Origin of the sequence: Rhodococcus sp. BP22 (genome assembly GCF_014281965.1) — a bacterium.
In the GTDB taxonomy this organism is placed as follows: Bacteria; Actinomycetota; Actinomycetes; order Mycobacteriales; family Mycobacteriaceae; genus Rhodococcoides.
The window spans coordinates 302,986-323,898 of sequence record NZ_JACFTB010000002.1; the positions used below are offsets into that span (position 1 = coordinate 302,986).

Sequence of the window (20,913 nt, forward strand, 5' to 3'; positions counted from 1 at the left end):
GCTCATCGCCGTACTCGACCTCGATCTCACCGAGATCGTCAGGCCAGAACCGCACCCAACGACGGGAACCAGATGTTCGACGTCTGGTAGTGCCAGTCACCCTTACCTTCGAGTGCGGCCGGATCCCACCAGCGGTGCAGGATACTGCCGTAGATACCGGCAACTACCAATCCACCCTTTGCCTCCGGGATGGGCTTGGTGGAAATAACTGTCGGACCGGCGATATCGCGGACATCGAGGACATTGGTGCCGCTCTTGCCCGTCGCGGCGTTGACCCACAGGACGTTCAACTTCGCCGCGCCTTGATTCGGTGCGATTTCTCCTGGGCCACCGAAGAATCCGAAACGGAACTCACTGTTCAGGTTGGTCGCGATACCGGAACCGTGAACTTGGCCCGTGACCGGGTTGCCCGCGCCCGTATCCGAATAGGCCGGGATGGGGAAGATCTGGGCCGGGACCCGTGGGCCTTCGGCGACATCGGTGCGCGGAACGGCCGCATTCGGATCCGCCAACACCCGCTCGAGCGCCGCCTGGGCGTCTGGATTTCCTTCTGCAACCGCCAGCAGCTGCTCTGCTGCCGTCACCGGATTCACCGGCGCGGCTACGGGTTCCGCAGTCGCACTACCTACAAAAACAAGAGCACTGGCTGCTGCAATCGCAATCGCAGAACCCAGCTTTCGACTTGTACGCATAAATTCCCCCTTGTGCATGGTGTGTTTACCTTCCGCGGTGACGGTAACGAATCGGGCGGGCCGCCGCATCTCTTACCCATGAACCAGATCCGGTCCATGAATCATGAATTACCACTATGTAATTCAATAAAGTAGCGCCTACAGGCCCGAGCAGCCTGAGCAGGGATTTCGCCCGGAAAGATCTACGGATCCGGTCTTTCTGCACCGCGATCATGGAATAATCGATGAGATGCAGGTAACACCTGCGCCTCCGGCGGCGACATACTCGTCGATCGGCGCATACGAACTTCACAGGTTGTTCGCACTCGCTCCGAATGACCGAAGACTTTGATCCCGGAGGCTCAGTATGACCGTCGTCAACGATCTCTCGCACCCCTTCGTCACCGATGCCGTCGACCGGTCGCCCACCGCGTATTCGAGGCCGACCATCCTGCCGATCCGCACCACCGGCACTCGCGCACCCGTCTTCTGCATCCATCCGATCGACGGACTCGCCTCCTGCTACACCTCATTGGCTGGACACGTGAACGCGGAGCACCCCATCTACGGTGTCCAGGCACCCACGCCCGGGGAAGATTCGAAGTCCCTGACGGCACTCGCGGCGTATTACGCAGATGAGATTCTCGCCGCCGACAGTGTGGGACCGATCCACCTTCTCGGACTCTCCTTCGGTGGCCTTCTCGCCCACGCCGTTGCTGTCGACATGCAGGGACGCGGCGTCGCAGTGGACAGCTTGACCCTGCTCAACAGCGATCCGCTGCAGTCCCGCACCGTCGGCACCCCCACTGAGCTTGCGCACCAATTGTTGGCAGGCATGAGCGACGACATCGATCGAAGCCACGCCGAGGAACTCCTCGCCGTCGCTACCCACAATGGGGCCCTGGCGCACCGACACTTCCCCGGGGTCTACGTCGGCGACGCTATGGTCGTGTCCTCGGACGGATCCGACGCCGGACCGGCATGGCACACCTTCGTCAGTGGGACGGTCGTGAAGTACCTGGTCCCCGACGCTTCGGCCTTCGGCATCGTCGGGTCGTTGGTGAACAAGTTCGTCTCCAGGATGCGTACCGGTTCCTGATTTCGATGGTGCAAAACTACCGTTGACCACTGTTCTTCGCGCGTACCGTTGGTGTGGTGACGGCAGCGGTCCATCAGGCAGATCTGGTCTGTGAGGGCGGCGGGGTCAAAGGCATCGGCCTCGTCGGAGCTGTCCATGCGCTCGCCGAGTCAGGCTATGGTTTTCCGCGCGTCGCCGGGTCCAGCGCCGGCGCCGTCGTCGCGGCCTTGGTGGCTGCGCTGCAGCACGCCAAGGAGCCCTTGACACGATTGCCGGAGATTGCGCAGCGCGTCGACTACCGCAAACTGACCGACCCGTCACTGCTCGGGCGTGTGCCGCTGATCGGCGGGGTCCTTTCGTTGCTCACCTCGAACGGTCTTTACCAGGGGGCCTATCTCGAAGACCTCCTCACCGATACTCTCGCCGAGTTCGGAGTCCACACTTTCGGCGATCTACGCACCGGCGAGGAACCGCTGAGCTACGCATATTCGCTGGTAGTGACCGCCAGCGACCTCTCCCGGAAACGTCTTGTCCGGATCCCGTGGGACCTACCGCAGTACGGTATCGACCCCGATACGTTCCCAGTCGCAAAGGCGGTGCGAGCATCGGCGGCGATCCCGTTCCTGTTCCGACCCGTCCAAGTTTCGGGCGCGACCTGGGTCGACGGCGGACTGCTCTCCGACTTCCCCGTCGGATTGTTCGACCGGACCGACACCGTAGAGCCTCGATGGCCGACATTCGGTGTACGGCTCACCGCACGACCGGGGACACCCCCGGCGACCCATCACGTGCGCGGGCCCCTGGCCCTTGGCATAGCCGCGATCGACACCTTGTTCACCAACCAGGACGCCGCCTACGTCGATTCACCCTGCACGGTGCGGCGCACGGTGTTCGTACCCACCGAGTCGATCAGCGCCGTCGATTTCGACATCACCGACGCGCAAAGACTCACCCTCTACAGCAACGGTGTCCGCGCTGCACAGCAGTTCCTGAGCACCTGGGACTTCGCCGACTACCTCACCGCCTGTCGTACACCGCCAGTCTGAAATCCGGGACTACATGACGGGAAAATTCACTCCTACACAGCGCGGTCGCTGGTCTCCCAGTACCGCGCGCGCAGCGCCTTCTTGTCGAGTTTACCGAGCGGTGTCAGCGGCAGGCTGTCCACGAAATCAATGCTCTTGGGCGCGTGCACCGACCCCTTGGTTGCTTTCACCCGCTCGACCAACTCTTCCGTCGCTACAGTCAGCCCGCCGCGCAGAACCACGCACGCCTTGACGGCTTCACCCCACTTGTCGTCCGGTACACCCACAACCGCCACGGAGGCGACGGACGGGTGCGCGGAGATCACGTCCTCGATCTCGCGCGGAAATACGTTGAAGCCGCCGGTCACGATCATGTCTTTCTTGCGATCGACGATGGACAGAAAGCCGTCGACGTCTTTGCGCGCGATGTCGCCGGTGTGCAGCCAGCCGCCGCGGACGGCTTCTGCGGTCTCGGCAGGTTTCTTCCAGTACCCCTTCATGACCAACGGACCTCGGACGCAGATCTCGCCCAGTTCGCCCTGCGGTACTTCGTTCAGGTCGTCGTCGAGCAGTCGGACGTCGAGCCACGGCACCGGACGGCCACACGTGGCAAGTCGGGCGGGGTCGTCGGCGAGGTGCTCTTCCTTTCGGAGCACCGAGATGGTCATGCCGCACTCGGTCTGACCGTAGAACTGGAAGAAGATCTGACCGAACTTCTTGATGCCTTCCTGCAAACGTGCCGGCGACATCGCGGATGCCCCGTAGAAAAGCGTCTGCAGACTGGAGACGTCCCGTTTCTCGAGGTCCGGATGGTCCATGAGCATGTAGATCATGGTGGGCACCAACATGGTTGCGGTGATCTTGTGCTTTTCGATCGCCGCGAGAACTGCTCCGGGTTCGAAGGCGGGCAGGACGATCAGCGCGCCACCGCGCAGCAGCGTCGGAATGAAGAACGCGGCACCGGCATGGGATAGCGGCGTGCAGATGAGGAAACGGTTCTCCTCGGGCCATTGCCATTCCGACATCTGGATCTGATTGAGCGCCGCGCCCGAACGGAACGATCCGACAACACCTTTGGGCTTTCCTGTGGTGCCACCGGTGTACACCATGCTGCTGGCGTCCTCGGCATCGACGTGCGCGGCTGTGAGAGCTGCAGGCTCGAATGTGGCCGCGAGAGCCAGAATGTCGATACCCACATCGGAGGGCCCCATCGACAGGATCGTGGTCAACGACGGCGACGACGCCTTCAACTCTGCGGCGCGGTCCTCGAAAGAGTCGGGGTCGAAGATGAGGGTCTCGATCTCGGCGTCGTCGACGATGTACTTGTGGTCGTCGAGTGAACCCATAGGATTGAGGGCGCTGGCGCGGCAACCGGTGATCATGGTTGCGCCCATGCTGACGAGCACCTCGGGACGGTTCTTGGACAGCATCGCCGTGCTGGTGCCCCGGGTGATTCCGAGCGACGCGAGTGCTTGGGCGAAGCAGCTGATCTGATCACGCATCTGTCCGCCCGTGAGAACAACGTCGCCGATGTACAACGCCGGCCTGTCGTGGTTCCGTTCGAGAGCGGTGATGAGCAGGTCCGGAGCGTAAATCGGCCGGTGGAGGTCAGCAAACTCGTCTGGCATCTGGTCTTCCTTCTGCTCGGCCTGCCCGGTTCCGAAACGGATACCAAAACCCGAACGGTGAGACGGGCAGGTACCCACGGTCCGGTGACGACTTCGAGGGTAAGCGAAGTCACACCTGGCTCGAGGCTCGGGTCGAGCAAATAGCAGCGGTACCGCGGACAGGCTGGGTGGACGACTCGACATGGTGCCGACCCAGGGGAAGCATGAGCGGCTTTCCGGATGTCGGGTCGACGATGATGCGGTTGTCCAACCCGAAGACAGTACGCACGCAGTCCTCTGTCAACACTTCACTGGGACTGCCCGAGGCATGAATGTGTCCGTCCGCCAATGCAATCAGGTGGTCCGAGTAACGGGCGGCGAGATTCAGATCGTGCAGCACCATCACGATCGTCGTGCCGCGTCCGCGGTTGAGGTCGGTGAGCAGATCGAGTACTTCCACCTGGTGGCTGACGTCGAGGAACGTCGTCGGTTCGTCGAGCAGCAGCAGATCGGTATGTTGGGCGAGGGCCATGGCGATCCACACTCGTTGGCGCTGACCACCGGACAGCTCGTCGACGGCGCGGTCGGCCAACGCTGCGGTCTGGGTGAGATCGAGCGCGTCGGCGACTGCGACGTCGTCGTCATGGGACCACCGCGCGAACATTCCCTGATGTGGATGGCGTCCACGGCCGACGAGATCGCTGACGGTGATGCCCTCGGGAGCGATCGGTGACTGTGGGAGCAGACCGAGGACGCGAGCCAATGCCTTCGCCGGCAATCGATGCACGTCGCGGCCGTCGAGCAGGACATGCCCTTGCTGCGGTTTCAGCAGACGCGACATCGACCGCAGCAGAGTCGATTTGCCGCAGGCGTTCGCCCCGACGATCGAGGTGATCTTCCCCGGAGACACCGACAGATCGAGGTCGCCGATCACGGTTCGGTCCCCGTAGCCGAGGGTCAGATGCTCGATCTCGAGTGAATGGGTGGTGGTCACACTGTGCCTCCGACGCGGTTGCTACGGATGATGAGGTAGATGAGGTACGGCGCACCGAGGACACCGGTGACGATCCCCACCGGATAGCGGGTGCCCAATCCGTACTGACCGAAAAAATCTGCCACGAGAACAAGCAGCGCACCGACGAGCCCAGCGGGAACCAGCAAGGACCCGGCTGCTCCGGCGATGCGTGCGGCTATGGGACCGGACAGGAAGGCCACGAACGCAATCGGTCCCGTCGCCGCCGTCGCGAAAGCTATGAGCCCGACGGCCGCCACTATGACGATCAGCCGTGTTCGACTGACCCGTACGCCGAGAGCAGGAGCCATATCGTCACCGAGCTGTGTGACGGCAAGGTTCCGGCTCTGCATCAGCAGCACTGGCGTCAGAATGGCCATGGCCACGAGAACGGGTACTACGGAAGACCAGCTTGTTCCGTTGAGACTGCCCGTCAACCACCGCGTCGCCTCCTGCAGATCCCATTGACCTGCGCGGGAGAGGATGTAGGCGGTGACACTGTCGAGCATCGCGGCAATGCCGATACCGATGAGAATCAAGCGGGTTCCGACGATCCCGTCCTTGAACGAGAGCACGTAGACCATCAGCGCCACCGCCAACCCGCTGACGATGGCGAAAATCGATACCTGCGTCGAACCGAGTCCGAGAGTGACGATCGCGAATGCGGCTGCGGCACTGGACCCGGCGCTGATTCCGATGATGTCGGGGCTGGCGAGTGGATTGCGCAGCATCGTCTGAAAGGTCACGCCGGCGATGCCGAAGCAGAACCCGGCGGTGATCGCGAGGACCGCGCGGGGAAGACGAAGGCGGCCGACGGTATAGCTTGCCCCGGCCACGTCCTGACCGAGAAGAACGCGGACCACCTCGGCCGGTGGGTAGAAAGTCCGACCCACCATCAGGGTGACCGCGAAACCCAGGACGATGAACAGTGCCAACACTGCAATCGTCGTTCGTCGACGTTTCGAGCGGCTGCTGCGGCCGCGGGCCACCATCTCGACGGTGGACCGATCTACGACGCTCACAATGCGGATACCTTCTGGCGTCGAACGATGTAGATGAAAAACGGAGCTCCGACGAGGGCGGTGATGATGCCGACGTCGATCTCTGCCGGCCGGGCGACGATGCGTCCGAGGATGTCCCCAGCAGTCAGAAGTACCGCCCCACCGAGAGCCGAATACGGCAACAACCACCGATGGTCGACGCCGACGATCAGGCGGCATACGTGCGGAACCACGAGGCCGACAAAGCCGATCGGGCCCGTGACAGCGGTGACTGCCCCGCACAAAATGACCGCACCGGCCGCCGCGGCCGCACGGGTGAGTGCGACGCGTTCACCAAGACCGGCAGCGAGCTCGTCGCCCAGTGCCAGCGAGTTGAGACCACGAGCCGAAGCGAGGGAGATCGCGAACCCGAGGAGTAGGAACGGCAGGATCATCCAGATTCTGTCGAAGACCGCACCGCCGACACCACCGATCTGCCACGACCGGATACCGCCTGCCAGGTCACTGCGCGGCAATGCGATTGCACTGACGAAGGAGATGAGCGCAGCCGAGGTGACGGCACCGGCCAACGCCAACTTCAACGGCGTCGCACCACCGCGACCGAGGGACCCGATGGCGTAGACGAATGTCGCGGTCACGGCAGCTCCGAGGATGGCCACCCAGACGAAACTCGTTGCCGCAGCGAGACCGAAAAACGTTATGCCACTGACAACTGCCAGGGAAGCGCCCATGTTCACACCCAGAATTCCGGGGTCCGCCAACGGATTACGCGTCACGCCCTGCATGACCGCACCGGAGACACCCAACGCTGCACCGGCCAGGAGGGCCAGCACCGTGCGCGGAAGTCGAGTGGCCACCGCGGCCTGGTCGAACCCTTCCTTGGATCCACCCAGGGCCGCGATGATGTCGTCGAACCCGACCTCACGTGAACCGATCGTGATCGAGGCGAGAACCAACGCCACGAGCACTGCGGTGAGCACGATCAGTCCGGTCGACCTCAGCACTGCCGGCTTTCGAACGGATGCTGTTTCCGCCGTCAGGGTCTGCGTCACTTCGCGGAGTCAGCTGCTCGATCCAGAAGATCCAGGTAGTCCTCCAGAACCCAGGAGATCGACAAAGGAGTCGGGTTCGATGCGGTGCCGATCGGGCCGTCACTGGGAAGTGCGACGATCGCGTCGTTCTTCACTGCGGGCATCTGCGAGAGCAGTGGATCGGCCCCGAGCGCACTGACCAGCTCGTCGCCGCCGTAGGTGATGATGATCTCGACGTCGCTGAACGCATCGGCCTGCTCGGCGCTCTGCTTCAGGCTGAATTTGTCGGTCGACGCCGACGCCGCAGCGACGCTCGGCGGGGTGACCATCCCCAGGTCCTCGAAGAACTTCGCGCGTGTGTCGTGCGTGGTGTAGAAGCTGACCTCGCTCAAATTCGTCGTATCGACGTGGGTGAGGAACATTGCCGACTTGCCGGCGATCGCCGGATGCTGTGCCACAGCGTCGTCGATCTGTGCGTCGAGGTCGGCGATCAGCTGTTGGCCTTCCTCTGCCATGCCGAGCGCCTTACTGCTGACCGAGATCATGTCGCGCCACGGCGTACCCCACGCGGTTTCCGGGTACGCGACGACCGGTGCGATATCGCTGAGCTGATCGTAAACCTCCTGCGTCAGACCGGAATACGCTGCCAGGATGACGTCGGGCTCAGTGTCGGCAACTGCTTCGAAGTCGACACCGTCGGTCTCGTCGAAGAGGACGGGTGCGTCGCCGCCGAGTTCGTCGAGCTTCTTGCTGACCCAGGGGAGGATGCCGTCGCCGTCGTCGTCACCGAAGTTCGCCGCGGCCATGCCGACCGGCACGATCCCGAGCGCCAGCGGCACCTCTTGGTTGGCCCAGTTGACGGTGGCGACGCGCTCGGGCTTGTTCTCGATCTTCGTCGTGCCGAGAGCATGCTCGATGGTGACGGGCGTCCAGTCCGCGCTGGTCGTCGGCGCGCCTTCGTCCGAGCTGCTGGATGAGCAAGAGGCCAGACCGACCGTGAGCGCGGCGGCCGCGGACAGAACGAAAAAGCGGGAGACGTTGGACATGAGTTCCTTCGGGGTTCTGACGCAGGGCGTCGCGCATAGTCCTGCGGCAGTGCAGGTTTGGAAACCCAGCGGACATCGATGCCGACGCAGCGACTCCAACGAAGCAAGGGTTACCTCACCTAAGGTAGTGCACCCTCAGTAAGTACGCAATCACGCCAAATGGACAGCCGTTGTCGCCGAACGGACACGCCGTAGCCGGACTACTGGGCTCGAAACTGTCCAGGGCTCATACCGCTGACTCTCCGAAACGACGCACCGAACGCGCTCACGGACCGGAAGCCCACCGCGGCGGCTATCTCCTCGATCGCATCGCCTCGAGCCAACATGGACATCGCATGTTGCGTCCGAACACCCGCGACCCACTCCCTGAAGCTCGAGCCCGTCTCGGCGTGAAAAACGCGGGTGATGGTTCGAGTGCTCACGTTCAGTCGAAGCGCCCACTGCTCGAGCGTCGTCGAATCGTCGGGCCGATCTCGAACAGTGCTCACGATAGGTGCCAGCAGCTCGGACTGCGGTATGCGGATGAGCAGTTCCCGGGCTGTGGGAGCGAGAACATCGAGCACCATCGCCTCCGTCGTGACACGCGAGGAATCCGACAGTGGCTCGGTGTTGAGGCGATCGAGCAGCAGCCGCAGCATCGGGGTGATATCGACGCCGACGGGATCTGGTGCGATCGCCGGTGCATCCTGCACTCGAAATTGTGCCGTGCGCATCCGAGTTCCGGATGGGAACCACCCCGAATGCAGCAGCCCCGCCGGAATCCACAGGCCCACCGTCGTGGTGATGGTCCAGATCCGGGAGCCGATCGTGGCGGTGGATGCGCCCCACTCGTTCCAGAGCAACTCGTGGGTGGGATGCGAATGCTCCTCGAACCAGGTGTCGGTTGTGATTACCTCGTCCCAGCCGTCGATGACATACGGCATCGCGATCTCACCGGCCGCATAGATCGGGAGCGTGCGTGTGTCCATCGTCGTCACGCACACGAGGATGCCACGGTCGGCGATAACCTCACCCGGGAGATACCACTCGACGAAGGAGAAAGACATGAAGAAGATGTCCTTGACGGCATTGGCCCGCGAACAGGTCGCAAGCGCGGAACGAGCCTCGAGTGGGCGCGCCGCTCACACCGTGTTCGGGGGCCACGAGCACGTCCTCCGGCAAACGGTGATCGCGCTCGTCGCCGGTCAGACACTCGCCGAGCACAATAATCCAGGAGAGGCGACGGTCCACGTCCTCAATGGCCGGGTCCGCCTCACCGCAGGCGAGGACGCCTGGGAAGGATCGACCGGGGATTTGATCATCGTCCCCGACTCGAGTCATGCGCTCGAGGCGATCGAAACCTCGACGATACTGCTGACTGTGGCGAAAATACCTGCGCCGTAATTGGTTTTGTCAATCGGAAATACTCTCGCGACTGGCTTTATTTTATTTTGTGGGTATGGTCGGTGTCAGATCGTGATTGCCACTTCGAAAAGGGAGCGTCAATGGCTGAGAAAACGGGACGAAATCTTCGAAAACCCGCGCAGAGTATCAAAGAACGTCGCGCCGAGAAGCGTGAAAAGAGCAGAGAATCAACGGAATTGCTGACCAAGCGTAAGCGCTGAATCAGCGGATAAAGCCGGTCTCGTCGAATTTCTATTCATTTTTAGGTGAATAAGTAAATTCCGACCGCACACCCGAAATCACGTCATCGGCGTCGGTGCCATGTATTCCCGACGCCGATGACGGTGGGGCCGCCGTGCAGGAAATTAGATCTGCCCCACAAGATCGACTGTCAGTGCAATGAGCAGAAGAACTTTGGCTACCTCGAGGGCGATGTAGATCAAGTGAGTCTTCGAGCGCGGCACATCCTCGCCTGCGAGAACCCGATTCGACCTCTTGGTCAGCGGTGGACGAACCACGACGACCTGGACGACGAGAACTGCTGAGACGAGCACGAGCAGCAACCAGCCGTCGGTGTCCGCGTAGAGCCACGCCACCGACAGGACGACGGCGAGTACGACCTCGATGACATTGAGCGCAGCGAACACTTTCCGGCCGATTCCGAGACCGATCGCCAGAGTCACCCCTGGTGCCCTGAACTTGATCGGTGCTTCGACGAACGAAATCGCGATCACCATACCCAGCCAGAACACCGGTAGAACCAGTTGGATGTCGCGTGCAAGACTCATGAAACCCCCCGAGCAGTATCTGATAACCGAACAGGACGATACCTCGGTCGCAGCGCACGGGGGTGCGCATGTTCGCCGGCCCGAACGACAAGTTCACGACTTCGATCGCGAGTAACGAACTACCAGCTTAGAGCTCCGAGTACGAAAGCACACCGGTCAGGCTGTCGCACTCGGCAACTGTCCGAAGGTGATTGCCAAATCCCACGGCTGCATGTCCCACTGGGCTGCCGCTGCGGTGGCAAAGATGGACGCCGTTCTTACGGAGTCCTCGGTCGCGGGTCCCGACACCGAGGTTCCCGATTGCCCCTTCGGGACGTCGTCCGGCCACACGCCGGTGCCACGGGGGACTGGTGACGTCTCGACCATCGAAATTGCCGAATCTTCGGACGCCATCACGGCACCGAAGCAATAGGGATGCTGCGGCGAATCCCAACCACCGGTCTCGAGGACCCAAAACTCCCCTCGCTGGGCCGCAGACAACGACACCTCTGCAAGAAACTTTTGCAAGGACTCCCACGGATTAGTCTGCGGTGGAACGGGATCCAACAAGCGAAACGAATAGGCCGCAGCACCCGTCTGCGACGAATATCTCTCTTGAACAAGCAGGGTGCGGCTGTTTTCGTCGAACAGAGCAGCTTCACGAAACCGATCATCGGGCATCGGCGTACGGGCGACGAGGCCTCGACCCAACAGCACGGACAACCCGTCCGGATCCTCGACGGTCCACAATTGCGCACCGTTGTCGGTCCACACTTGCAGAACGCCGCTGACCACTACCCCCAGCATCACCGTGGACAAGGTGCTGCCCGCCTCGATCGAACTCATCCGGCCCGCCTTTCCGTGTACCGAAGCCGTGTACCCCTCGGCTACTTCAGGACGATATTGACCATCCGGCCCGGGATGACGATGACCTTGGTCGGAGCTTTGCCCTCGAGGATCGCGAGAATCTTCTCGTCCGCGAGGGCGGTCTTCTCGACGTCGGAGTTGGTGGAATCGGCGGGCACGCTGATGCGGCTACGCACCTTGCCATTGACCTGGATCGGATAGTCGACGGTGTCGGCGACGAGCCACTTCTTCTCCACCCGAGGGAACGGACCATGCGCGAGAGAGCGATCGTGCCCGAGCTGCTTCCACAGCTCCTCGGACAAGTGCGGTGCCATCGGGGCGAGCATCAGCACCAACGGCTCGACCACTCCGCGTGGTGCACCGGCCGGATATGCCTTGGTCAGGTGATTGGTCAGCTCGATGAGCTTCGCCCCGGCCGTATTGTCGCGCAGCGCAATGTAATCGGCCTCTACACCCTCGATCACCCGGTTGAGGACGCGCAGGGTGTCCTCGCTCGGCTTCTCGTCGGTGACGCGGACAGCCCCGGTTTCCTCGTCGAGGACCAGTCGCCAGACACGCTGCAGGAATCGCTGCGCACCGACGACGTCCTTCGTCGCCCACGGCCGTGATGTATCCAGCGGGCCCATCGACATCTCGTAGACACGCAGGGTGTCGGCGCCGTATTCGGCGAAAATGTCGTCGGGGGAGACGGAGTTTTTCAGGCTCTTACCCATCTTCCCGTACTCACGGTTGACGGGTTCGCCCTGGTAGAACCAGCCGCCGTCGCGCTCTTCCACCTCTTCTGCGGGTACGTAGACCCCACGCGCGTCGGTGAATGCGTATGCCTGGATGTAGCCCTGGTTGAACAGGCGGCGATACGGCTCGCTCGAACTGACATGGCCGAGGTCGAAGAGGACCTTGTGCCAGAAGCGCGAGTACAGCAGATGCAGCACCGCATGCTCGACGCCACCGACGTAGAGATCCACCCCGCCTGGATCGTTGGGTCCGTGAATCTCGGGACGCGGTCCTACCCAGTACTTTTCGTTCTCGGGGTCGGCGAAGGTCTCGGAGTTCGTCGGATCGATGTAGCGGAGCTGGTACCAGGAGCTTCCTGCCCACTGCGGCATGACGTTGGTGTCGCGGCTGTAGGTCTGCAGGCCGTCACCCAGATCGAGTTCGACCTCGACCCAGTCGGTGGCCTTCGCCAGCGGCGGCGACGGCTCGGAGTCGGCGTCGTTCGGATCGAACGAGACGGGAGCGTAGTCCTCGACCTCCGGAAGCTCTACCGGCAGAGCAGATTCCGGTAGAGCGTGCGCATTGCCGCTCGAGTCGTAGACGATCGGGAACGGCTCGCCCCAGTAGCGCTGGCGGGCGAAGAGCCAATCACGCAGCTTGTACTGAATAGTGCCGCGGCCCTTGCCTTCTTCTTCCAGCCGGGCGATCACGGTGGCCTTGGCCTCGTCGACGGGAAGGCCGTCGAGGTACTCGGAGTTCACCAGCGGACCCTCGCCGGTGTAGGCAGCTTCGGTGACGTCCCCACCCGAAATGACCTCACGAATCGGCAGGCCGAACGCGGTGGCGAAATCCCAGTCCCGCTGATCGTGACCGGGAACGGCCATGATCGCGCCGGTACCGTAACCGGTGAGCACATAGTCGGCGATGAACATCGGAACCTGCTGACCGTCTACGGGATTGACCGCGTAGGAACCGGTGAACACACCGGTCTTCTGCTTGTTCTCCTGACGCTCCAGGTCGGACTTCGCGGCGATGGCGGCACGGTACGACGCGACTGCCTCGGCCGGGGTACCGGCGCCGCCGGTCCACGAGGCCGGGATGTCGGCGGGCCACTGCGCGGCGGTCAAACCGTCCACCAACTCGTGTTCGGGCGCGAGCACCACGTAACTGGCACCGAAGAGCGTGTCCGGACGCGTTGTGAACACCTCGACGTCACCGACCGGTGTGCCGAATGCCACCTGGGCGCCACGTGAACGTCCGATCCAGTTGCGCTGCATCGTCTTGACCTTCTCGGGCCAATCCAGGTACTCGAGGTCGTCGATCAGTCGATCCGAGTACGCGGTGATGCGCATCATCCACTGACGCAAGTTCTTACGGAAGACAGGGAAGTTACCGCGGTCACTTCGGCCGTCGGCGGTGACCTCTTCGTTGGCCAGCACCGTACCGAGACCGGGGCACCAGTTGACCATCGAGTTGGACTCGTAGACCAGACGGTACGAATCGAGAACGCTTGCCCGTTCGGTCGCCGACAGCGAGGACCAGTCTCGACCGTCGTCCAACGAGCGTGAACCGTCGGCGAACGACGCTTCGAGCTCGGAAATCGGACGCGCCTTGGCCTGATCGACGTCGTACCAGGCGTTGAAAATCTGCAGGAAGATCCACTGCGTCCAGTGGTAGAAGTCGACGTCGGTCGTCGCGAGCGAGCGGCGACGGTCGTGGCCGAGGCCCAGCCGCCGAAGTTGGCGTCGCATGTTCGCGATGTTGGCTTCGGTGGTCGACCGCGGATGCGTGCCGGTCTGCACCGCGTACTGCTCGGCAGGCAACCCGAAGGCGTCGTACCCGAGGGCGTGCAGAACGTTGCGTCCGTGCATCCGATGGAACCGCGCGAACACGTCCGTGGCGATGTAGCCGAGCGGGTGACCGACATGCAGACCACTGCCCGATGGGTACGGGAACATGTCCTGGACGAACAGCTTGTCTTTCGGTACGTCACCGGCGAGTGCGCCGACCGGGTTCGGGGCGTCGAAGATCCCCTGCTCATCCCACAGGTCTTGCCACTGCTCCTCGATACGCCCCGCCACATCCGCGGTGTAGCGGTACTCGGGTGCGGTCTCGGAGGGCGTATCAACTGGATCGGTCACACCCACCAGCCTAAGGCGTGAGCTGGGCCGACTGGTACTTCGGCCTCGTGGAGCCGTATCGTGGCCTCTGTGCTCATCGTGTCCGTAGTGATGTTCGTGCTCGCTCTCGTGGTCGGCGCAGTCGCCACCGCCAGTCTTCTTGGCCGGTTGCCGCGCAATCGCTGGGCCGGAGTGCGCACCCCCGAGTCGATGCGCGACGACGAGACGTTCGTCATGGCCAACCGTGTCGCCGGCCCGACCAACGCCGCAGCAGCGCTGCTCCTGCTCATCGGTGGCGCTGCCGGCCTGATGCTCAGTGGCGCATTCTCCGTCGTCGCCGTCGTCGCGTGCGTTCTTGCAGCCTTCGTCACCGCAGGTATCGGTGGTTCCATCGGAGCGCGTGCCGCTGCCGCTGCGCCCGTCCCGGTCGCCGAGGACGGCTGCGGGCACTCGTGCATTTCGTGCACCCTGAAAGACGCGTGCCAGCCGAGCTGATCGCGAGATGACATTGCGAACGCAGGACGCCCGAACCGACAAAGTACGGACCTTCGATCCCGCCGGCGTCGTCTTCGGCGTACTGGTCCCGATACTTGCCGCCGGACTAGGCGTCGTAGCGGCGTACCTATGGAAGTCACGGCTCCCACAGCAGATCGCGACGCATTGGAGCGGCACCGAGCCCGACGCCTTCACCAGCCCCACCACCAGCGCCTGGACCCTCGCGATCGTCATCGTGCTGGTCGGCGGGGGATGTAGCGCCGTCGCAGCACTGGCCAACGCGCTCCTGATCATGCGACGCACGATGCTGATGATCGGCTCGACTGTCGTCGGACTCATCACGGTTCTGCAGCTGGCCATTCTGTCCGGGCAGCTCGACGTCAGCACGGTCGAGGATGCCGAGGTGCCCAGTTGGGCGTTGGGCCTGGGCACCCTCGTCGGGTTCGCGGTGGGAATTCTGGGAGCCTCGCTCCTACGCGATTACCGTGAACGCACGCCTGCGTCGTCACCGCCGCCGGCCAGCCTTCCCAGAGCCGAATTCGACGGTCCGATCGTCCAACGCCTCGGTGCAGGTCCGGTCGCCGTGATCGTCCTGTTCGTCATTCTCGCCGCAGCCGCCGCATTCACCTGCTGGGTATCGAACTCCTGGTGGCCGATTGCGATATTCGTGCCCGTCTCGATACTTCCGTTGTCTCTGATGCGGTACCAGTTGGTCGTCGGCGAGTCAGGGATCGGCGTGCGGAGTCTTGGCATGGCCGCCTTCGACTACTCGATCGACGAAGTGACCGGCGCGTCGGTTCGCGAAGTCGATCCGTTCGGTGACTTCGGTGGATGGGGTCTACGCGTCAAGGGTCGAGGCAACTACGCCGTCGCAGTCGAGAAGGGGCCCGCCGCATTCATCACCTTCGCCAACGGCCAGCGGCTGACCATCACGAGCGACCGTGCCGAAGAGATCGTGGGCGTTCTCAACACCCTCGCCTCGCGGCGCTGATTACCGAAGCAGACTGAAAGCCGGTTTTGTCGGCTAATCTCGAACTGGTTGGGTTAGGGACGGGAGGCCGGAACGAACGACACAACACCGCCGTTCAGCGGTCGGCAGACGGAGACGAGTCGACCGAACAGTCACCGCCGACCGAGCCCACACAGTGCCAGGGCCACGCTGATCGACTGGTACACCCAACCATTCGATTACGAATGGACGGTCACTCACAAATCCACCCGTGGCCTCCACCGGCCGCTGCAGTACGTCTTCGGTGCCGCTACCATCCTCTACGCGATCGCATCGGTATCGATGCTGTTCAGTTCGCGTGGTCCGCACGGATTCGGCGCGCAAGCGTGGATCTCGATCATGCTGCTCGCCCAGGTTGCCGTCGCTCTGCGCTGGTTCTTCGGTCCACCGCCCGTCAAGCGAGACTTCGTCGCGTTCGCCATCTTCGGCGACGTCGGAACCGCCTCGGTATTGGTGCTGTACTCACCGTTCGGTGCGCTCGTCGGAAGCAGTCTCTTCGCGTTGACCGGTGGCCTGTGCACCTTCTTCGTCAGCCAGAAATGGATGCTGGCACATCTGGCACTGTGCTGCGGATTCATCGCTGCCATGACAGTGCTCAATCTTCTCGCCGGCGACGAGGACGCCCCTACCGTCCTGGCTACTTCGTTGGTGATTTTTGCAGCCACTGCCGTGGTGCCGCTCCTCGCGCACATCGCATGGACTGCCATCAGCCGTGATGCTCGACGCTCACTGCTCGACCCCTTGACCAACCTCCTGAACCGTCGCGGATTCGACGATGCAGCCGAAGCACTGTGGCATCGCGGTCGCGAGCACAACTTCAGCCTGACAGTCCTTGTGATCGATATCGATCGATTCAAAGTCGTCAACGACTACTACGGACATGACAGCGGTGACACGGTGATCGTCCGCGTCGCCGACCGTCTGTCGCTGCTGTTCCAGGAAGACGGCGTCGTAGCGCGAACCGGTGGCGAAGAGTTCGTCGCCGTCTTCGCCGCACCGGACGCGGTTGTGGACGAACGCATCGAGGAGGTGGTGGAGACTTTGTACAATTCCAGCGACAACATCCCCATCACTGTCAGCGTCGGCGCGTGCGTCCTCGCCTCACCCTCGAGCATGTGGGTCGACGGCCCCTCCGTCATCAACAAGGCCGGCCGGATCGCGGACTCGATGATGTACCGGGCCAAACTGGACGGGGGCAATCGAAGTTCGACAACCAAGCTCTGACAGCACGGGTCGACGCCAACTCATCCAGAATCTTATTGCGCCACTATTGATTTCGTTCATCGCAGCGATCCGAGCGCGACGAATCGAACTCAGTTCCGCGTGACGTCGATCGGGTGTGAGGCCAGCATCGCCAACGGCATCGGCTGACGGCGCAGGACGTGAGCCCACAGATCCTGCCGCGGAGCTCCGATGACGTCGGATGCCAGGGCCGAGACGACAATCCAGTCATCTCGCTCGAGTTCGCCCGCCAACTGGCCGAATGTCCAACCCGAATATCCCGCAAAGATTCGGACGCCCTCGACGAGCGATTCGATCTCTGCTGGATCGGAATCCAGATCGACCATCACTACCCGCCCGTCGACGCGTCGAATCCCGGGGACACCATCGATCGCGACGCCGGTTCGGACCGTGGCCAAACACAGGGCCGAATCACGCTTGACCGGTCCACCGACGTACAGCGCCTTCGGGCGAGCTGCCAAATCCGTCCACTGCGGCAGAACATCCTGCACCGCAGTCTCGCTCGGCCTGTTGATGACCACCCCCAAGCTGCCCGCGTCATTGTGTTCGATCACGTACACCACGGTTCGACGAAACGTGGGCTCGACAAGTTCGATCGAAGACACCAACAAGCTCCCCGGGCGCACCGCCTGATCGACCGATGCCATCTGGTCTTCGGGTTCTTCTGCATGCGACGCCATGGAGTCATTGTGGCACCGCCGACCACCCGTTGTAACGCATGGCATGCCACGCGTTCTCGGGCGCTACGTCAGGCCGGCAAGCTCGACCAAGAGTGCAAGCTGATGCTCGAACAGCTGGTCGCGGGCGCCGAAAGTCGACGATCCGTACTGGTCGAAGACGTCGAAACTCACGGCACCGAACAGCGACGCCCACACCAACACTCCTCGGGCCAGCGCTTCGTCGGACATATTCGTGCTCATTTCGTTACGAACCTCGACAAAATTTTGGTGCAATCCAGACAGCGACACCGTGGTCGGCCGTTCGACCAACCTACCGGCGCGCCAGGCCGCGTCGAAAATTTCGACGAGCTTGGCGATGACCCGGGTGCCGGGACCGGTCGTTTGCTCTGCAGGCGCGTGATATCCGGGCACCGGACTTCCGAACAGCAACGCATATCCGGCCGGCTCGCGCAGACCCCAGGCGCGCACGGTCCACCCGAGGGTCAAAAATTTCTCGATAGGCGAGTCCAGTGCATCCACGGCCTCGTCCACCTCGTCACCGAGCTCGGTGTACGCGTCGACGACGAGGAGGGTGAGCAGTTCATCGCGGCTCTTGACGTAGCGATACACCGCCGAGGACACGACACCCAGGTCCCGCGCGACTGCCCGTAGCGATAGTGCCGCAGCCCCATCGACGGCGAGGTGTTCACGGCCGATACGCGTGATGTCGGCCAGCGTCCGAGCGCGCGCTCGTTCACGGGGAGTGGTCATGCTCCTGATACTAGAGCGCTGAGCGTTTTAGAGAGCACTGCTCTTGCTTTTCGGTTCGAGCAGGCGCACACTCGAAGAACAGAGAGCAGTGCTCACGCTTTGAGGGGAAGAGTTACCATGAACCAACTACATGTCGTGACCGGAGCCGGACCCGTCGGATGGACCGTCGCGCAACAGCTTGCCGCACTGGGACATTCGGTACGCATTCTCACTCGTTCCGGATCCGGACCCGAACATCCGTCGATCGAACGACGACGAGTCGACATCACAACCGGAGACCTTCACGACGCATTCCGCGGCGCCACCGCCATCTATCACTGCACCCACGTCGCCTACTCGGACAAGGCCTGGCGCGCCCAACTCCCCGCCATGGAACGACGCGTTCTCGACGCGGCCGCCGGTACTGTCGTCGTCTTCCCGGAGAGCCTGTACTCCTACGGCAAGGTCGACGGACCGATGCGAGAGAACCTGCCGCGCAACGCAACCTACCGCAAGCTCGGCATCCGAACCGAGCTACTCGCCGCCCGTGACGAGCACTCGACACCGACGATCAGCGTCGCGGCCTCCGACTTCTACGGTCCACGGGCGCGCACCACACACATGGGCGAACGTGTTGTGCCGAACATCCTGAAGCACAAAACTATTCGAGTTCTTGCGAATGCCGACACACCGCATTCCTTCACGTTCGTGCCGGACTTCGCCGCCGCAATGATCGCCGCCGCAGCAAACCCCACACTGTGGAACACATTTCTTCACGCACCCACCGCACCCGCGGTCTCTCAGCGAGAGATGATCGAACTCCTTTCCCGCGCAGCCGGAGTCAAAGCACCTCGCGTCAGCACACTGCCCGCCTGGCTGATCCGCACTCTCGGCGTCGTCCCCGGGCAGATCCGCGAACTCGGCGACACTCTCTACCAATTCCAATATCCCTACCTGCTCGACAGCACCCGAAGCGAAGCGCTCCTCGGCCTCCATCCCACGCCACTCGAAGAAGGGGCAGCGAGCACTCTCGCGTGGTGGACATCGACCCACGTAGCCCCGGTGTCCTGACGACGCTCGGCTGAACCACACCCTTCCCTGGGGCTAATATGCGGCAAGTGAGTGAAGAAACATTGCGGATGCGGCTGCGCACATCGCCAGGCGTCGGCAAGCTCACCGCGATTCGCTTTGCCGGTCAGTTCGGCGACGGACTGTTCCAGGCCGCGCTCAGCGGAGCGATCCTGTTCAACCCGGAACGCGAATCCAATCCAGTAGCCATTGCCGCAGGATTCGCTGTCCTGCTGGTTCCGTATTCGATCATCGGTCCCTTCGCGGGCGCGATGCTCGACCGATGGGATCGGCGCGCGGTGTTGCTGTGGGCCAACGTCCTACGCCTGATCCTCATCGCGACCACCTCGCTTCTCCTGTGCACGGGTGGTGGCGAGACACCGCTGCTGTTGCTGGCGCTCACCACAGTCGGATTGAGCAGATTCGTACTCGCCGGAGTATCTGCATCCCTGCCCCACGTGGTGCGCACCTCGTGGCTGGTTCCGATGAATTCACTGCTCGCGACCATCGGATCAGGATTCGCCGCTGCTGGAGCAGGCACTGCCGTCGGGATCATCAGCTTCTTCGGAGCGGGAGACTTCGGATCCGGCGTGGCCGTCGGCGCGGCGGCAGTCGGATCCATCGTCGGAACGATTGCCGCAGCTCGGTTCGCACCACAGTCACTCGGGCCCGCCACGGTTGCCGAACCGACCGAGCACGCCGCACTACGTGCAATCGCCGATATTGCCGCAGGCCTCGGATCCGGTGCCGCCGCAGTGTGGCGATCTCCGACGGTCACCGCGGCGCTGGCAGGTATCGGCGCGCACCGCATCGTGTTCGGTGCCGACACCCTGATCATGGTGCTGATCCTGCGCGAGAAAGGCTCGAGTTCTCTCCCCGGCGGGCTTGCCGGCTTCGGAATCGCTGTGGGCGCAACAGCAGCCGGGATGCTCCTGGCAGCGATCCTGACCCCGTTCGTCCTTCCGCGATTCGGTCGAGTGCGCTCCATTGTCGGGGCGTTGATCCTCGCCGCAGTCGTCCAGGCAACGTTCATTGCGACCATGACCCAGACGAGCTTGCTCCTCGGCGCCTTCCTGCTCGGCGTCGCCGGACAAACCGTCAAGCTCACCGGTGACGCATCGATGCAAACCGAGATCGACGACGACCATCGCGGACGCGTCTTCGCCCTGCAGGACACGGTGTTCAACATCGCCTTCGTCGTCTCCCTCGCAGCTGCCGCCTTCGCGGTAGGTGCTGGATCCACCGATCTGGCCGGAGAGACTTCGGCGCACGCCGTCGTCTACGCCGGAGTAGTGGTCTACCTCCTCGGCCTGGTCGCCGTCGCCCTCAACAACCGTCGTGCTCACCGCTACGAGAAAGAGCTGTAAA

At 62.9% G+C, this 20,913-nt stretch carries 20 protein-coding genes; 8 read left to right on the plus strand and 12 right to left on the minus strand.

Annotated features, from left to right (window positions below; translation table 11 throughout):
- Window positions 1-38: 38 nt before the first annotated feature.
- Window positions 39-692, minus strand: coding sequence for a Tat pathway signal protein (locus tag H2510_RS05910; protein WP_186627403.1), 654 nt, complete (start codon window positions 690-692; stop codon window positions 39-41).
- Window positions 693-1,038: 346 nt separating this feature from the next.
- Here H2510_RS05910 and H2510_RS05915 point away from each other — a divergent pair, with 346 nt between their 5' ends.
- Both H2510_RS05915 and H2510_RS05920 read left to right on the plus strand, forming a co-directional pair.
- A complete protein-coding gene (locus H2510_RS05915; protein ID WP_186627404.1) occupies window positions 1,039-1,770 on the plus strand; it encodes a thioesterase domain-containing protein in 732 nt (243 codons plus the stop codon).
- Between the two features lie 56 nt (window positions 1,771-1,826).
- Window positions 1,827-2,795 carry a patatin-like phospholipase family protein gene (locus tag H2510_RS05920; protein WP_186627405.1) on the plus strand — a complete coding sequence of 323 codons (969 nt, stop codon included), beginning with the start codon at window positions 1,827-1,829 and terminating at the stop codon, window positions 2,793-2,795.
- Window positions 2,796-2,827: 32 nt separating this feature from the next.
- On the opposite strand, the gene H2510_RS05925 is transcribed toward H2510_RS05920, so the two are convergent.
- From H2510_RS05925 to H2510_RS05950, 6 genes are all read right to left on the minus strand, one after another.
- The gene (locus H2510_RS05925) at window positions 2,828-4,402 is read right to left on the minus strand and encodes an AMP-binding protein (RefSeq protein WP_186627406.1); all 1,575 of its coding nucleotides are present in this window, start codon (window positions 4,400-4,402) and stop codon (window positions 2,828-2,830) included.
- A 109-nt stretch (window positions 4,403-4,511) separates the two neighbouring features.
- Window positions 4,512-5,375: an ABC transporter ATP-binding protein gene (locus H2510_RS05930; protein ID WP_186627407.1), complete on the minus strand. Its 864-nt coding sequence runs from the start codon at window positions 5,373-5,375 to the stop codon at window positions 4,512-4,514.
- Complete coding sequence (locus H2510_RS05935) at window positions 5,372-6,385, minus strand: iron chelate uptake ABC transporter family permease subunit (RefSeq protein WP_186627650.1); 1,014 nt, start codon at window positions 6,383-6,385, stop codon at window positions 5,372-5,374. Before H2510_RS05935 ends, H2510_RS05930 begins: the two co-directional genes overlap by 4 nt.
- A 26-nt stretch (window positions 6,386-6,411) precedes the next feature.
- Window positions 6,412-7,434 (minus strand): iron ABC transporter permease, encoded by a 1,023-nt coding sequence (locus H2510_RS05940; protein WP_222438406.1) that lies wholly within the window; start codon window positions 7,432-7,434, stop codon window positions 6,412-6,414.
- 8 nt (window positions 7,435-7,442) lie between these two features.
- A complete protein-coding gene (locus tag H2510_RS05945; protein WP_186627409.1) occupies window positions 7,443-8,471 on the minus strand; it encodes an iron-siderophore ABC transporter substrate-binding protein in 1,029 nt (342 codons plus the stop codon).
- 200 nt (window positions 8,472-8,671) lie between these two features.
- Window positions 8,672-9,517: an AraC family transcriptional regulator gene (locus tag H2510_RS05950; RefSeq protein WP_261392760.1), complete on the minus strand. Its 846-nt coding sequence runs from the start codon at window positions 9,515-9,517 to the stop codon at window positions 8,672-8,674.
- On the opposite strand from H2510_RS05950, the gene H2510_RS05955 reads away from it, so the two are divergent.
- Window positions 9,516-9,854, plus strand: coding sequence for a cupin domain-containing protein (locus tag H2510_RS05955; RefSeq protein WP_136170605.1), 339 nt, complete (start codon window positions 9,516-9,518; stop codon window positions 9,852-9,854). The genes H2510_RS05950 and H2510_RS05955 overlap by 2 nt on opposite strands.
- Window positions 9,855-10,219: 365 nt before the next feature.
- Here the strand turns inward: H2510_RS05955 and H2510_RS05960 are convergent, their stop codons facing one another.
- The 3 genes from H2510_RS05960 to leuS form a co-directional block, all read right to left on the minus strand.
- The gene (locus H2510_RS05960; RefSeq protein ID WP_186627410.1) at window positions 10,220-10,642 is read right to left on the minus strand and encodes a hypothetical protein; all 423 of its coding nucleotides are present in this window, start codon (window positions 10,640-10,642) and stop codon (window positions 10,220-10,222) included.
- A 156-nt stretch (window positions 10,643-10,798) separates the two neighbouring features.
- Window positions 10,799-11,467 (minus strand): hypothetical protein, encoded by a 669-nt coding sequence (locus H2510_RS05965; RefSeq protein WP_186627411.1) that lies wholly within the window; start codon window positions 11,465-11,467, stop codon window positions 10,799-10,801.
- Window positions 11,468-11,508: 41 nt separating this feature from the next.
- Complete coding sequence (leuS, locus tag H2510_RS05970) at window positions 11,509-14,343, minus strand: leucine--tRNA ligase (protein WP_186627412.1); 2,835 nt, start codon at window positions 14,341-14,343, stop codon at window positions 11,509-11,511.
- A gap of 69 nt (window positions 14,344-14,412) precedes the next feature.
- Between leuS and H2510_RS05975 the strand changes: the two genes are divergently transcribed.
- The 3 genes from H2510_RS05975 (at window position 14,413) to H2510_RS05985 (ending at window position 17,050) form a co-directional block, all read left to right on the plus strand.
- Window positions 14,413-14,817, plus strand: coding sequence for an SdpI family protein (locus tag H2510_RS05975; RefSeq protein ID WP_088944101.1), 405 nt, complete (start codon window positions 14,413-14,415; stop codon window positions 14,815-14,817).
- A gap of 7 nt (window positions 14,818-14,824) precedes the next feature.
- Complete coding sequence (locus H2510_RS05980) at window positions 14,825-15,808, plus strand: DUF1648 domain-containing protein (RefSeq protein ID WP_186627413.1); 984 nt, start codon at window positions 14,825-14,827, stop codon at window positions 15,806-15,808.
- A 300-nt stretch (window positions 15,809-16,108) separates the two neighbouring features.
- Window positions 16,109-17,050, plus strand: coding sequence for a GGDEF domain-containing protein (locus H2510_RS05985; RefSeq protein WP_261392761.1), 942 nt, complete (start codon window positions 16,109-16,111; stop codon window positions 17,048-17,050).
- 89 nt (window positions 17,051-17,139) lie between these two features.
- Here the strand turns inward: H2510_RS05985 and H2510_RS05990 are convergent, their stop codons facing one another.
- Both H2510_RS05990 and H2510_RS05995 read right to left on the minus strand, forming a co-directional pair.
- Entirely contained in the window at window positions 17,140-17,748 is a 609-nt protein-coding gene (locus H2510_RS05990; protein ID WP_186627414.1) for a YqgE/AlgH family protein, read from the minus strand.
- A 63-nt stretch (window positions 17,749-17,811) separates the two neighbouring features.
- A complete protein-coding gene (locus H2510_RS05995) occupies window positions 17,812-18,498 on the minus strand; it encodes a TetR/AcrR family transcriptional regulator (protein ID WP_186627415.1) in 687 nt (228 codons plus the stop codon).
- A 117-nt stretch (window positions 18,499-18,615) separates the two neighbouring features.
- Between H2510_RS05995 and H2510_RS06000 the strand changes: the two genes are divergently transcribed.
- Window positions 18,616-19,548: an NAD-dependent epimerase/dehydratase family protein gene (locus tag H2510_RS06000; protein WP_186627416.1), complete on the plus strand. Its 933-nt coding sequence runs from the start codon at window positions 18,616-18,618 to the stop codon at window positions 19,546-19,548.
- Between the two features lie 38 nt (window positions 19,549-19,586).
- Window positions 19,587-20,912, plus strand: a complete 1,326-nt coding sequence (locus H2510_RS06005; RefSeq protein ID WP_186627417.1) for an MFS transporter — start codon at window positions 19,587-19,589, stop codon at window positions 20,910-20,912.
- Window position 20,913 lies beyond the last annotated feature (1 nt).